This is a genomic window from Mesorhizobium sp. B2-7-3, from assembly GCF_006440715.1.
In the GTDB taxonomy this organism is placed as follows: Bacteria; Pseudomonadota; Alphaproteobacteria; order Rhizobiales; family Rhizobiaceae; genus Mesorhizobium; species Mesorhizobium australicum.
The window spans coordinates 151349-165687 of record NZ_VFTY01000010.1 but is presented as its reverse complement, the minus strand read 5'-3'; the positions used below and the strand labels follow the sequence as shown (position 1 = coordinate 165687).

General features: G+C 64.0%; 10 protein-coding genes. 6 read left to right on the top strand and 4 right to left on the bottom strand.

Annotation, left to right across the window (positions count from 1 at the left end):
• The first annotated feature begins 20 nt into the window (after positions 1–20).
• On the top strand, positions 21–2129 hold the full coding sequence (gene recG / locus FJW04_RS22465; RefSeq protein WP_140716790.1) for an ATP-dependent DNA helicase RecG: 2109 nt from the start codon (positions 21–23) through the stop codon (positions 2127–2129).
• Here recG and FJW04_RS22460 read toward each other — a convergent pair.
• The 4 genes from FJW04_RS22460 to FJW04_RS22445 form a co-directional block, all read right to left on the bottom strand.
• Positions 2081–2833, bottom strand: a complete 753-nt coding sequence (locus FJW04_RS22460; RefSeq protein ID WP_031240956.1) for a DUF502 domain-containing protein — start codon at positions 2831–2833, stop codon at positions 2081–2083. The genes recG and FJW04_RS22460 overlap by 49 nt on opposite strands.
• 92 nt (positions 2834–2925) lie before the next feature.
• Positions 2926–4749 carry a glutamine--fructose-6-phosphate transaminase (isomerizing) gene (glmS, locus tag FJW04_RS22455; protein ID WP_140664309.1) on the bottom strand — a complete coding sequence of 608 codons (1824 nt, stop codon included), beginning with the start codon at positions 4747–4749 and terminating at the stop codon, positions 2926–2928.
• A gap of 202 nt (positions 4750–4951) precedes the next feature.
• Positions 4952–6328: a bifunctional UDP-N-acetylglucosamine diphosphorylase/glucosamine-1-phosphate N-acetyltransferase GlmU gene (gene glmU, locus FJW04_RS22450; protein WP_140716788.1), complete on the bottom strand. Its 1377-nt coding sequence runs from the start codon at positions 6326–6328 to the stop codon at positions 4952–4954.
• Positions 6329–6486: 158 nt separating this feature from the next.
• Positions 6487–7233: a cytochrome c biogenesis CcdA family protein gene (locus FJW04_RS22445; protein ID WP_140716786.1), complete on the bottom strand. Its 747-nt coding sequence runs from the start codon at positions 7231–7233 to the stop codon at positions 6487–6489.
• Between the two features lie 169 nt (positions 7234–7402).
• On the opposite strand from FJW04_RS22445, the gene FJW04_RS22440 reads away from it, so the two are divergent.
• The 5 genes from FJW04_RS22440 to FJW04_RS22420 all read left to right on the top strand — a co-directional run bounded on the left by FJW04_RS22440 (position 7403) and on the right by FJW04_RS22420 (position 14307).
• Positions 7403–7780 carry a hypothetical protein gene (locus tag FJW04_RS22440; protein WP_140716784.1) on the top strand — a complete coding sequence of 126 codons (378 nt, stop codon included), beginning with the start codon at positions 7403–7405 and terminating at the stop codon, positions 7778–7780.
• Positions 7781–8124: 344 nt separating this feature from the next.
• The gene (gene topA / locus FJW04_RS22435) at positions 8125–10746 is read left to right on the top strand and encodes a type I DNA topoisomerase (protein WP_140716782.1); all 2622 of its coding nucleotides are present in this window, start codon (positions 8125–8127) and stop codon (positions 10744–10746) included.
• A 6-nt stretch (positions 10747–10752) separates the two neighbouring features.
• Complete coding sequence (gene rnr / locus FJW04_RS22430; RefSeq protein WP_140716780.1) at positions 10753–13059, top strand: ribonuclease R; 2307 nt, start codon at positions 10753–10755, stop codon at positions 13057–13059.
• The gene (locus FJW04_RS22425) at positions 13059–13493 is read left to right on the top strand and encodes a DUF983 domain-containing protein (protein WP_015317634.1); all 435 of its coding nucleotides are present in this window, start codon (positions 13059–13061) and stop codon (positions 13491–13493) included. Before rnr ends, FJW04_RS22425 begins: the two co-directional genes overlap by 1 nt.
• A gap of 73 nt (positions 13494–13566) precedes the next feature.
• Positions 13567–14307, top strand: coding sequence for an NUDIX hydrolase (locus FJW04_RS22420; RefSeq protein WP_140616207.1), 741 nt, complete (start codon positions 13567–13569; stop codon positions 14305–14307).
• The last annotated feature ends 32 nt before the right edge of the window (positions 14308–14339 follow it).

Here is a 14339-nt window from a genome sequence, read left to right as displayed (position 1 = left end):
TCGCGACATAAGCTGACATCATGCGTCCTTCCATCCTCGATCCCCTGTTTGTCCCGATCACCTCGCTTGCCGGCGTCGGGCCGAAGGTTGGCGCGCTGATCGAGAAGGTCGTTGCCGCCGATCTCGGCGACCGCGCCGCACGCGCCGGCGACCTCCTGTTCGTGCTGCCGCACACCGTCATCGACCGCCGAAACCGGCCGGGCATCGCACTCGCGGCCGAAGGCGCCATCGTCACGCTTGAGCTGCGCATAGACCGTCACCAGCCGCCACCGCGCGGCAACAGGTCGGTGCCCTACCGGGTATACGCCCATGACGACACGGGCGAAATCGGCCTGACCTTCTTCCATGCCCATGCCGCTTATCTCGAAAAGGCAATGCCTGTGGGCGAGCATGTCGTGGTGTCAGGCCGGATGGAATGGTTCAACGGCCGCCCGACCATGGTCCACCCCGACCATATCGCGCTCGCCAGCGAAGCGGAAAACCTGCCGCTGGTCGAACCGGTCTATCCGCTGACCGCCGGCCTCTCGGGCAAGGTGCTGCGCCGGGCGATCGGCCAGGCGCTCGGCCGCCTGCCGGAGCTGCCGGAATGGCAGGATGATGCCTTCATTCGCCGCCAGAGCTTTGCGTCCTTCGGCGACGCGCTGACCCGCATCCATTATCCCGCTGATCCGATCGATGTCGCGGTCGAAGGGGCTGCATGGCGCCGCCTCGCCTATGATGAATTGCTCGCCGGCCAGGTCTCGCTGGCCCTGGTGCGGGCAAAGGTGCGGCGCCTGTCAGGCCGCCCTCTCGTTGGCGATGGGCGCATCGTCGAGAAGCTGCGTACAGCCCTTCCCTATTCGCTTACGCCCTCGCAGGAATTCGCGCTCGCCGAAATCAACGCTGATCTCGCCGATCCGGAGCGCATGCTGCGGCTGCTGCAAGGTGACGTCGGCTCGGGCAAGACGGTGGTGGCGCTGCTTGCCATGGCACGCGCTGTCGAGGCCGGCGGCCAGGCGGCGCTGATGGCGCCGACCGAAATCCTCGCGCGCCAGCATCTGGCGACGATCACCCCGCTTGCCGCCAAGGTCGGCTTGCGCATCGCCATCCTGACCGGCCGTGAAAAGGGTCGCGAGCGAGCCGAAACGCTGGCGGGTCTTGCCAGCGGCGAGATCGACATCGTCGTCGGCACCCATGCGCTGTTTCAGGAAACAGTCAGCTTCCACGACCTGGTCCTGGCCGTCATCGATGAGCAGCATCGCTTCGGCGTCCACCAGCGGCTTGCCATCACCGCCAAGGGCGACGCGCCCGACATGCTGGTCATGACCGCGACCCCCATCCCGCGCACGCTGGTGCTGACCGCCTTCGGCGACATGGACGTGTCGAAGCTGACGGAAAAACCCGCCGGCCGCCAGCCGATCCGCACCGTCACGCTGCCGCTGGAGCGGCTCGACGAGCTGGTCGGCCGCATGCTCGATGCCGTCGCGGATGGCCAGAAGATCTACTGGATTTGCCCGCTGGTCGAGGAATCCGAAGAAATAAAACTGATGTCGGCCGAGGATCGCTTTGCCTCGCTGAAGCCGCTGTTCGGCGATCGCATCGGCCTTGTCCACGGCCGCATGAAGGGTGTCGAGAAGGACGAGGCGATGCGCGCCTTCAAGCAAGGCGAGACGCGCATCCTGATCGCCACCACGGTGATCGAGGTCGGCGTCGACGTTCCTGACGCCACGATCATGGTCATCGAGCATGCCGAACGCTTCGGCCTCGCTCAGTTGCACCAGCTGCGCGGCCGGGTCGGACGCGGCGACAAGCCCTCGTCCTGCGTGCTGCTGTACAAGGATCCGCTTGGCGAGACCGCAAAACGCCGGCTGTCGGTGATGCGCGAGACCGAGGACGGTTTCCTGATCGCCGAGGAGGACCTGAAATTGCGCGGCGAAGGCGAACTGCTGGGCACCCGCCAGTCCGGCACGCCGGGTTTCCAGGTGGCGCGCATCGAGGTGCATGCCGACCTACTGGAGGCCGCCCGTGACGACGCCAGGCTGATCCTGTCGCGCGACCCAGAACTGCAATCGGACCGCGGCGAGGCGCTGCGGCTCCTGCTCTACTTGTTCGGCCGCGACGAGGCCGTGCGGCTCCTGCGCGCCGGGTGAGGCCCTAGCGGCGGATTGGCCAGGGTTCCGTTGATCGGCTCGCCGTTCAGCGTCACCAGTTTCGTCTTCACCTCGGGAGCCACCAACCCGGCTGATACGATCAGCTTGGCGCCGTCCTCGATCGTCATGTCGAGCGGCACGATGTCCGACTTCAGCACATACATCAGGAAACCGGTCGTCGGGTTCGGCGTGCACGGCATGAACACGGCAATCAGCGGATCACCTTCCTGGTCGAGCTTCTGGTTGATCTCGGTTTCCTTTTCGCTGGCGACGAACACCAGCGACCACACGCCCTTGCGTGGATATTCGACCAGCCCAACCTGGCGGAACATGTCGCCCTTGTTCGACAGCACGGTCTCGAAAATCTGCTTCAGCGAGCCGTATATGCCGCGCACCAGGGGCATGCGGCCAAGCAAGCGCTCGCCAAAGCCGACTATGGCGCGGCCGACAATGTTGGCGGTGAGAAAACCGATCAGCGTGATCAGGATGAGCGCAACGATGAGCCCGAACCCTGGAACCGGAAACGGCAGATAGGTGTCGGGGCTGTAGCGCGCCGGAATATACGGTTTCACCCAGGAATCGACCCAGCCGATGAACGACCAGGCGATATAGGCGGTGATCGCCAGCGGCGCGCAGACGATGAAGCCCGTGAGGAAATAGTTCCTCAGCCGTGTCATGCCGGAAGTCTTGGGAGCGTCTGACATGGTTCACCGGAGGCGCTATTTGCGATGCGACATTAGTGAACCGGAAGGCGCTTTGGAACTGCGAAGTTTTTAAGGCGCCTGTTTACAAGCGCCTATTCCACCGTCACCGACTTCGCCAGATTGCGCGGCTGGTCGACGTCGGTGCCCATGAACACGGCGGCGAAATAGGCGAGCATCTGGATCGGCAGCGCATAGATGATCGGCGAGATGATTTCCGGCACATCCGGCAGCACGATCGTCTCCATTGTCTTCAGGCTCACCTGTGCCGCGCCCTTGGCGTCGGTGATCAGGATGATCTTGCCGCCACGCGCCGCCACTTCCTGCATGTTGGACACGGTCTTTTCGAAGATGCGGTCGTGCGGCGCGATCACGATCACCGGCATGTTCTCGTCGATCAGCGCGATCGGCCCATGCTTCAGCTCTCCGGCGGCATAGCCTTCGGCGTGGATGTAGGAAATCTCCTTCAGCTTCAGCGCGCCTTCCATGGCGAGCGGGAAATTGGTGTCCCGTCCGAGATAGAGCACGTCCTTGTAACGCGACAGTTCCCGCGCGATCCGTTCGATCTGCTCTTCGAGCTTCAGCACCTGGTTGGCGTAGCGCGGCGCTTCCGAAAGCGCTCGCACCAGCGTTTTCTCTTGCTCCTTCGAGATCGCTCCGCGCGCCACGCCTGCGCGCACGGCAAGCGACGCGAGCACGGACAACTGGCATGTGAAAGCCTTGGTCGAAGCGACGCCAATCTCTGGCCCGGCCAGCGTCGGCAGCACGACGTCGGATTCGCGCGCCATGGTCGATTCCCGCACGTTGACGACGGCGCCGATCTTCATCCCGGCTTTGCGGCAATAGCGCAAAGAGGCCAGTGTATCGGCGGTCTCGCCCGATTGCGAGATGAAGAAGGCGGCGTCGTTGGCCGACAACGGCATCTCGCGGTAGCGGAATTCCGACGCGACATCGATATCGACCGGGAGCCGCGCATAGCGCTCGAACCAGTATTTGCCGATCAGGCCGGCGAGATAGGCGGTGCCACAGGCGGAGATCGCCAGCCGGCCGATCTTGGCGAAGTCGAATGGCAGATCGAGCGGCTTGGAGACGCCGGAGACGAAATCCACATAATGAGCCAGCGTGTGCGAGATCACCTCGGGCTGCTCATGGATCTCCTTCTCCATGAAATGGCGGCGGTTGCCCTTGTCGACCATGAAGCTGGTCGAGAGCGACTGCTGGCGCTTGCGGTCGACCTTTTTGCCGTCGATGTCGAAGATGGCGACGCCGTCGCGGCGCACCACCGCCCAGTCGCCGTCCTCGAGATAGGTGATCGAATTGGTGAACGGAGCGAGCGCGATGGCGTCGGACCCCAAAAACATCTCGCCGTCGCCATGGCCAACGGCCAAAGGCGGGCCATTGCGCGCGCCGACGATCAGGTCCTCGTCACCCTTGAACATGATGGCTAGCGCAAAGGCGCCTTCCAGCCGCTTCAGCGCCTGATGCGCGGCCTCGACCGGCTTCAGCCCCCTGGCGAGTTCTCGCGCCACCAGGTGTGCCACGACCTCGGTGTCGGTCTGCGACGAGAAGGAATAGCCGTCGCGGATCAGCTCCTCGCGCAGTTCGGCGAAATTCTCGATGATGCCGTTGTGGACGATGGCGACGCCGTCCGAAAAATGCGGGTGCGCATTGGTCTCGTTGGGCACGCCGTGGGTTGCCCAGCGCGTATGGCCGATACCGATCCTGCCGTCGAGCGGCTCATCCTTGAGCCGGCGTTCGAGGTTGACCAGCTTGCCCTCGGCACGGCGGCGGCCGAGCTCGCCCTTCTCGATGGTGGCGACGCCGGCGGAGTCATAGCCGCGATATTCGAGCCGCTTCAGTGCGTCGACGATGAGCGGCGCAACCTGCGAGTGGCCGACGATTCCAACGATACCGCACATGCAGACAGTCCCCGATTGCCCACGGAAAACCAGCGATATTTAGGCGTGGCCGGCCTGCCGCGAAAGTCACATTGCATTTCGTCCGCTGTAACGGACGCTTCAGCAGGCATGCACCATGACAGCCCGCTCTTGCAATCCGGTTACGGCAATCGTTCGGTTTTTTCGATTGCTTCGGCGAGAAAGCAGACCGTCGACCCAATCGCTAATGGTCGGCGCCAGCCGCTTTCTTCTTCGCGGCCGCCGCGGAAGCAAAGCGTTCGCGCAATTCCTTGCCCTTGCCGGGGATCGTCTTTTGGCGGGCGCGGCCGAAGGCCAGCGCATCGTCGGGCACGCTTTCGGTGATGACGCTGCCCGAGGCGATATAGCCGCCATTGCCGATGGTGACCGGGGCCACGAGCGAGGAATTGGAGCCGATGAAGGCGCCCTCGCCGATGTCCGTGAAGAACTTTGAGTAGCCGTCGTAGTTGCAGGTGATGGTGCCCGCCCCGATATTGGCGCCCGCGCCGACACGCGCGTCGCCAATATAGGTCAAATGGTTGACCTTGGCGCCGTCCTCGATAACGGCTTGCTTGACCTCGCAGAAATTGCCGACCTTGGCCTTGTTCCTGAGATCGGCGCCTGGCCGCAGCCGTGCGAACGGCCCGACATCGCAATTGGAAGCGATGGTGGCGCCCTCGATGTGGCTGAAGGCGTGGATTTTGGCGCCGCTGGCGATCCTCACGCCCGGACCAAACCAGACGTTGGGTTCGACGATGGTGTCGGCGCCGATTTCGGTGTCGTGCGAGAAAAACACGGTTTCCGGGGCGATCAGAGTCACGCCCGACAGCATCGCGTCATAGCGCCGGCGCTGTTGCCAGATGGCTTCGGCTTGCGCCAGTTCGACGCGATTGTTGATGCCGAGCGCGCTTTCGAAGCTGGCTTCGGTGGCAACGACATCGAGATTTTGTGCACTGGCGATCTCGACGATATCGGTCAGATAATACTCGCCCTTGGCATTCTTGTTGCCGACCGCGTCGAGCAGTTTCAACGCGTGCGCGCCGGCCACCGCCATCATGCCGGCATTGCAGAAGCCGATTTTCTTCTCCTCTTCGGAGCAGTCTTTTTCCTCGCGGATAGCTGTGAGCTTGCCATCCTTTTCGATCAACCGGCCATAGCCGGCCGGATTGGGTGGGCGGAATCCGATCACCACGACGGCAGCACCTTCCGCCAATCTCCGCCGCGCCACCGTGAGCGCATCCGCATCGATCAGTGGCGTGTCGCCAAACATAACGAGGACGTCGTCATAACCCCTTGATATCGCTGCGCGGGCAGCGATAACGGCATGCGCCGTACCCAAGCGCTTTTCCTGCTCGAAGGTTTCCGCCTTCGGTGCAAACCTGGCCGCCGCCTTGCGCATCTCGTCGGCCCCATGGCCGATCACCAGCGCCAGCCCGCTCGCACCCGCGGCTTCGGCCGCCTTGACCACATGGGCCACCATCGGCAACCCGGCGACCTGGTGCAGCACCTTCGGCAGCGCGCTCTTCATGCGCGTGCCTTCGCCGGCGGCGAGGATGACGGACAGGCAGGATCTCTGGCTCATGGACGGGCAACCGTATGAAAGGGTTGGGAATCAAAGCAGGATAGCAGTGGCGCCATGCTGCACCAATGCGGTTAAATTCCGGTGAGATGGCAGAGCAGCTGACTCTTAATCAGCGGGTCCACAGTTCAATCCCTTGCCTCACCCCAAGTTGACAAGCGTCAGCCCAGCCGCCCCAGCACCGGAAAATTCTCCAGCAGCCAGTAGGACACCGTCTGCACGCCGCCGGTGAGGAAAAACACGCCGGCGACCACCAGCAGCGCGCCGATCGCCTTTTCGACGCGGCCGAGATGGACGCGGAATTTGCCGAGGAAGCGCATGAAAGCGCCGGAGAACAGCGCCGCGATCAGGAACGGGATACCGAGGCCGAGCGAATAGGCGGCGAGCAGAAGGGCCCCCTCGCCGACCGTCTCGCGGCCACCGGCCAGCGTCAGGATCGGCCCCAGCACCGGGCCGATGCAGGGCGTCCAGCCGAAGGCGAAGGCAAGGCCCATGACATAGGCGGCGACGGCACTGGCTGGCTTGCCCTGCGACTGGAAGCGCGCCTCGCGTGACAGGAGCGGGATACGCAGGATGCCCAAAAAGTTCAGGCCCATCAGGATGATCAGCACGCCGGCGCCCATCGCCAGCGGCTCCTGCCAGACGCGCAGCAGCCGGCCGATGGTCGACGCGCCGGCGCCCAGCGCGACGAACACGGTGGAAAAACCGAGCACGAAGGCGATCGAGGAATAGAGCAGCGCGCAGCGCGCGCCCTCGCGTGCCGTCGCACCTGCATTGCCGCGGAAATCGTCGACGGAGACGCCGGCCATGTAGCAGAGATAAGGCGGCACCAGCGGCAGCACGCATGGCGAAAGGAACGAGATGGCCCCCGCCCCGACCGCGCTGACATAGCCGATATCCGATGCCATTCCAAAACTCCAACCTTTGGCGTCCGATATAGCGGCACGCCGGTTCGTCCGCCAATCACCATCGTGTGGCAAGTCATCGCGGGCGGGGAAGAAAGCATCCGCGCAGGGCGTTGACACGACGAGGCCGCGATTTCCCGCGCGCCTTCGAATATCAGCCACGGAGATTTCCATGAAAACGATAACCGCGGCGCTGGCCGCGCTCCTGCTCAGCACCGCCGCATCCTTTGCCGCCGAAGCGTGGAAGGAAGCCGAGGTCAATGGCACCAAGATCTACACCGACGCCAATGGCATGACGCTCTACACCTATGACAAGGACGAGAAGGGCAAGACCAACTGCTACGACAAGTGCGCCACCAACTGGCCGCCGCTGAAGGCCGAGGCGGGCGCCAAGGCGGACGATGAATGGAGCGTCGTCGACCGTACCGACGGCACCAAGATGTGGGCCTATGACGGCAAGCCGGTCTACACCTTCATCAAGGACAAGAAGGCCGGCGACGTGACCGGTGATGGCGTCGCCGGCGTCTGGCACGTCGTCAAGGCGGACTGATTTCCCCATCGGGAGGTCCGCCAAACGGGACTTCTCACCGGCCGCCGGGCATCCCTCCAAGTCCGGCGGCCGGGCCGTCGCGGACTCGACCTGACCCATTCCAGGCCGGTTGGACCAGCAACAAATTGAACCTCTCCCAATCTTCCGAGGCTTGCGCCCACTCATTCTAAAATATGTGATGTTCTCCATACACTCTTAGAGTGTATTGCTGTCGGCGGCCCCGCAATTTGGGCGCTTGCCCTTGACCGGATGCAAAAGCGCGGCCATGTGAGCGACGAACAGAACCGAGATTTCGTCGCGCGCAGCGGAATTCTTCTGCCGCATCACAGCTGATATGAGACCTCATGGACGTCGTCGTCGTCGAATCGCCGGCCAAGGCAAAAACAATCAACAAATATCTGGGCAGGAACTACAAGGTTCTGGCCTCGTTCGGCCATGTCCGCGATTTGCCGGCCAAGGATGGCTCGGTGCGCCCGGATGAGGATTTTGCCATGTCCTGGGCGGTCGACACCGCCTCCGGCAAGCGGCTCGCCGACATCGCCAAGGCAGTCAAGGACGCCGACGGCCTGATCCTCGCCACCGACCCGGATCGCGAAGGTGAAGCCATCTCCTGGCACGTTCTGGAAGTGCTCAAGCAGAAGCGCGCGCTGAAGGACAAGCCGGTCAGCCGCGTCGTCTTCAACGCCATCACCAAATCGTCGGTGCTGGAGGCGATGGCCAATCCGCGCCAGATCGATGCGCCGCTGGTCGACGCTTATCTGGCCCGCCGCGCGCTCGACTATCTCGTCGGCTTCACCCTGTCGCCTGTCCTGTGGCGCAAATTGCCGGGCGCCCGCTCCGCCGGCCGCGTCCAGTCGGTGGCGCTGCGCCTGGTCTGCGACCGCGAATCCGAGATCGAGCGCTTCATCCGCGAGGAATATTGGCAGATATCAGCTCTCCTCGGCACACCGCGCAACGAGACCTTCGAAGCCCGCCTCACCGCCTTCGAGCGCAAGAAGCTGCAAAAGCTCGACATTGCCAACAAGGCACAGGCCGACGACATCAAGGCGATGCTCGAAGGCGCCACCTTCAAGGCGCTGTCCGTCGAAGCCAAGCCAACCAAGCGCAACCCCGGTCCGCCCTTCACCACCTCGACATTGCAGCAGGCCGCCTCATCGGGCCTCGGCTTCTCGGCCACGCGCACCATGCAGGTGGCCCAGCGGCTCTATGAGGGCATGGAGATCGGCGGCGAGACCACTGGCCTGATCACCTATATGCGAACCGACGGCGTGCAGATGGCCCCCGAGGCGATCGACGCCGCGCGCGATGCCATCGCCAAGGAATTCGGCCCGAAGTACCTGCCGGAGAAACCACGCCAGTACACCGCCAAGGCCAAGAACGCGCAGGAAGCGCACGAGGCCATCCGGCCGACGGATTTCATGCGCACCCCCGCATCGGTCAGGCAATATCTCGATTCCGATCAGATGCGGCTTTATGAACTGATCTGGAAGCGCGCCATCGCCAGCCAGATGCAGTCGGCCGAGATCGAGCGCACCACTGTCGAGATCGAGGCGCTGAATGGAGCCCGCACCGCTGAACTTCGCGCTGTCGGCTCGGTCGTTCGCTTCGACGGCTTCATCGCCGCCTACACCGATCAGAAGGACGACGACGCCGAAGACGAGGAAAACCGCCGTCTGCCGGAGATCCGCTCCGGCGAGCAGCTTGCCCGCCGCGCGATCAATGCCACCCAGCACACGACCGAGCCGCCGCCGCGCTACTCCGAGGCGTCGCTGATCAAGAAGCTGGAAGAACTCGGCATCGGCCGCCCCTCGACCTACACCGCGATCCTGAAGACGCTCGAGGACCGAGACTACGTCACCATCGACAAGCGCCGGCTGGTGCCGCAGGCCAAGGGCCGCCTGCTGTCGGCCTTCCTGGAAAGCTTCTTCGAGCGCTATGTAGAGTATGACTTCACGGCATCGCTGGAAGAAAAGCTCGACGAGATCTCCGACGGAAAGCTCGCCTGGAAGGACGTGCTGCGTGATTTCTGGAAGGATTTTTCGGGCGCCGTCGCCGACATCAAGGAGCTGCGCGTCACCGATGTGCTCGATGCGCTGAACGAGGAACTGGCGCCGCTGGTTTTTCCCGCCCGCGAGGACGGTTCCAACCCGCGCATCTGCCCGAAATGCGGCACCGGTAATCTGTCGCTGAAGCTCGGCAAGTTCGGCGCTTTCGTCGGCTGCTCGAATTATCCCGAATGCTCCTTCACCCGCCAGCTCGGCGACGCCGCCAATCCCAATGGCGAGAATGGCGGCGGCGAGGACGGCACCAAGGTGCTGGGCAAGGATCCTTATACGGCCGAGGAAATCACGCTGCGCTCGGGCCGCTTCGGCCCCTACATCCAGCGCGGCGACGGCAAGGAGGCAAAGCGTTCGAGCCTGCCCAAGGGCTGGACGCCTGATTCCATCGACCATGAGAAGGCGCTCGCCTTGCTGGGGCTGCCGCGCGACGTGGGCAAACATCCCGAATCCGGCAAGATGATCTCGGCCGGCCTCGGCCGTTACGGGCCGTTCGTGCTGCACGATGGCACCTACGCCAATCTCGACAGCATCGAGGATGTGTTTTCCATTGGCCTCAACCGTGCCGTCACGGTGATTGCCGAGAAGCAGTCCAAGGGCAAGGGTGGCCGCAATGGTGGCACGGCTGCGGCTCTGAAGGAGCTTGGCGACCATCCGGATGGCGGCGGCAAGATCGTCGTGCGCGACGGCAAGTACGGCCCCTACGTCAATTTCGGCAAGGTCAACGCCACGCTGCCCAAGGGCAAGGATCCGCAATCGGTGACGATCGAGGATGCGCTGGCGCTGATCGCCGAAAAGGAAGCTAAGGGCGGCGGTGGCAAGAAGCCGTTCCGCAAGGCGGCGGCAACCAAAGCCCCCGCCGCCAAGAAAACAGCGGCCAAGAAGCCAGCCGCGAAGAAAAAAGGGTAGAACGGCGTGGCGCGCAGGATCACCGGAAGAAGTCACGGCGATCCCCGCACCGCCGACACCCGGGCCAAGGTCAAGGACGATTATCGGCCCTCGCGCGACGAAATCCTGCGCTATATCGCCGAAAACCCAGATCGCGCCGGAAAGCGCGACATCGCCAAGGCGTTCGCGCTGCGCGGCGACGACCGCATCTGGCTGAAGGATCTCCTGCGCGACCTGCAGGACGAAGGCGTTCTGACCAAGGAGCGCAAGCGGTTAGCCCGGGTCGGCGCCCTACCCCATGTCGCCGTGCTTGACATCTTTGGCCGCGACGGCGATGGCATCTTGCTGGCGCACCCGGCCGAGGCAGTCGGTCCGGGCGAGCCTCCCGTGGTCTCGATCCGCGTTTCGCGCAGCGGCAACGGTCCCGCGCCAGGCATCGGCGACCGCGTGCTGGCCAAAACCTTCCCGACCGACGATCCGTCAGGGCCTGCCTATACCGGCCGGGTGATCAAGATCTTCGAGAAGCGCACGGACGCTGTCCTCGGCGTCTTTCGCGTGCTTCAGGACGGCAGCTTCCGCATCGAGCCGGTGGAACGGCGCCAGCCCGAGCTGATCGTCGACAAGGAATTCCAGAACGGCGCCAAAAACGGCGATCTTGTCGAAGTCGAGCCAGCGCGAGCCTCCCGCTTTGGGTTGCCCCGCGCCAAGGTGCTGAATGTGCTGGGTTCGCTGACCAGCGAAAAGGCGGTTTCGATGATCGCCATCCACGCGCACGACATTCCCCACATTTTCCCGGCCGACGTCATTGCCGAATCCGAGGCGGTGAAGCCCGCGACGCTTGACCATCGCGAGGACTGGCGCGACCTGCCGCTGGTTACCATCGATCCGGCCGACGCCAAGGACCATGACGACGCGGTCTTCGCCACCCCTGATCTCGACGAGAAGAACCCCGGCGGCGTCATCGCGACGGTCGCCATCGCGGATGTCGCGGCCTATGTCCGCCATGGCACGGCGCTCGACCGCGAAGCGCTGAAGCGCGGCAATTCGGTTTATTTCCCAGATCGCGTCGTGCCGATGCTGCCCGAGCGCATCTCCAACGATCTCTGTTCGCTGCGCGAGGGTCAGGATCGCCCGGCACTCGCGGTGCGCATGACTTTCTCCGCCGAGGGCAGAAAGATCAGGCACTCCTTCCACCGCGTCATGATGAAGTCGGCGGCCAAGCTGGCCTATAGCCAGACCCAGGCCGCGATCGACGGTGTTCCGGACGACAAGACCGGCCCGATCCTCGACACTGTGCTGAGGCCGCTGTGGGAGGCCTATGCGATCCTCAAGCGCGGCCGCGACGGCCGCCAGCCGCTGGAACTCGACCTGCCGGAGCGCAAGATCCTGCTCAAGCCGGATGGCACGGTCGACCGCGTCATCGTGCCGGAGCGGCTCGACGCCCACAAGTTGATCGAAGAGTTCATGATCCAGGCCAATGTCGCCGCGGCCGAAACGCTGGAAGGCAAGAAGCAGGCGCTGGTCTATCGCGTCCATGACGCGCCGTCGCTGGCCAAGCAGGAATCGCTGCGCGAATTCCTGCAGACGCTTAGCCTGTCATTGGCACGCGGCGCCCAGATGCGGCCCAGCCAGTTCAACGGCATTCTTGAGCGTGTGCGCGGCGCCGACAATGAGGCGCTGGTCAACGAAGTGGTGCTGCGCTCGCAGAGCCAGGCCGAATATTCACCCAAGAACATCGGCCATTTCGGGCTCAACCTCAGCCGTTACGCTCATTTCACCTCGCCGATCCGCCGCTACGCCGACCTGATCGTGCATCGCGGACTTATTGCCGCGCTCGGTCTCGGCCCCGGCGGGCTGACGCAGGATGAGGAGGCCCGCCTCGAAGATGTTGCGGTGCTGATCTCCGGCACCGAGCGGCGCGCGATGGCTGCCGAGCGCGACACGGTCGACCGGCTGATCTCGGCCTACCTCGCCGAGCGCATCGACGACCGCTTCGACGCCCGCATCTCCGGCGTCACCAAATCAGGACTTTTTGTCCAATTGCCGCAATATGGCGCCGATGGTTTCATCCCGGTGTCAACTTTGGGCGGCGATTACTATATATACGATGAAACGGCCCGCTCCCTGTTCGGAGAACGCTCGGGCAAAGGCTACCAGCTCGCGGACCGCGTCGAGGTCCGGCTCGTCGAGGTGGCGCCAATGGCCGGCGCGATGCGCTTCGAGATGTTGACCGACCCAAAGCCCCTGCCAGGCTCCAGCAGGTCGTTTCACAAGGCTAAGGGCCGCGCCCGTGCGTCGCAATCGCGACCGGGGTCGCGCGGCAGGAGACGATGATGGAACAACAGGTTTTTGGTGGCGAACATCACTCTGGCCGGGTTGCCCGCCCCTTGTGGACGGCGATGAAGCGGGGCTTCTTGGGCCGCTGCCCGAACTGTGGCGAAGGCAAGCTGTTCCGCGGCTTCACCAAGACTGTCGAAACCTGCAGCGTCTGCGGCGAGGAGATCCATCACCATCGCGCCGACGATCTGCCGGCCTACCTGGTCATCGTCATCGTCGGCCATATCGTTCTCGGTGCCTTCATGGGCGTGGAAGCGACCTCGACGCTCTCCACCTGGCAGCACATTGCAATATGGGTGCCCTTGACCATCCTGCTCTCCATCGCGCTGCTGCAACCGGTCAAGGGTGCCGTCATCGGACTGCAATGGGCGTTCTATATGCACGGGTTCGGTGGCCAAAAGGATGGGACGGAGTCCCACCACGGCGCCTAAGGCGCCGCTGGCGCAACACGCCAATCGGTAAGGCCACTTTCGCATGCAAGAAGTTTCCGCTAGGTCCCTGCGCATGGAAGCATTGACCAAGGCGGATGCCGACAAGCTCGACAAGGGTCTTGCCACGCATGGCGGCGGGCGCCTGCGTCCGCGTGACGCCGCGACGCTCATCCTGCTCGACCGCAAGGGCGACGACGTCCTGGTGTTGATGGGGCGCCGCCACGCCGCACACGCTTTCATGCCAGGCAAGTTCGTGTTCCCCGGCGGCCGAACCGACCCTGCCGACAGCCGCATACCGACAGCGACGGCACTTGACCAGCACGAAGAAGCCAAGCTGACGGCCGGCCCCGGCCGCACCAGCCGCGCCCGCGCCCGCGCCATTGCCTTGTCGGCGGTCCGCGAGACCTACGAGGAAGCCGGCCTGCTGATCGGCCGCAAAGGCGCCTTTGCCACGACCAGGCGCGATTGGCAGGGTTTCGTCGAACATGGCGTGGCACCGTCGCTGGAAGCATTGCGCTTCGTCGCGCGCGCCATCACGCCGCCGAACCGGGTACGCCGCTTCGATACCCGCTTCTTCAGCGCCTGGCGTGGCGATGTCGCCGTCGAACTGCCCGATGGCGGCCCGACCAATGAATTGGAGGAACTGGTCTGGCTGCCGCTCGCCAAGGCCAAGCAGGCCGACATACCCGACATCACTCGAATGATCCTGGACGAGCTGGAAAAGCGGCTCGCCGACGATCCGCTGCTGCGTCCGGGCGGACCTGTCCCTTTCTACCGGCTTGTCCGCAACCACTTCACCCGCGAACTTCTCTAAGCAATTCCAGGAACACTGTGCCGCGGTTTCCC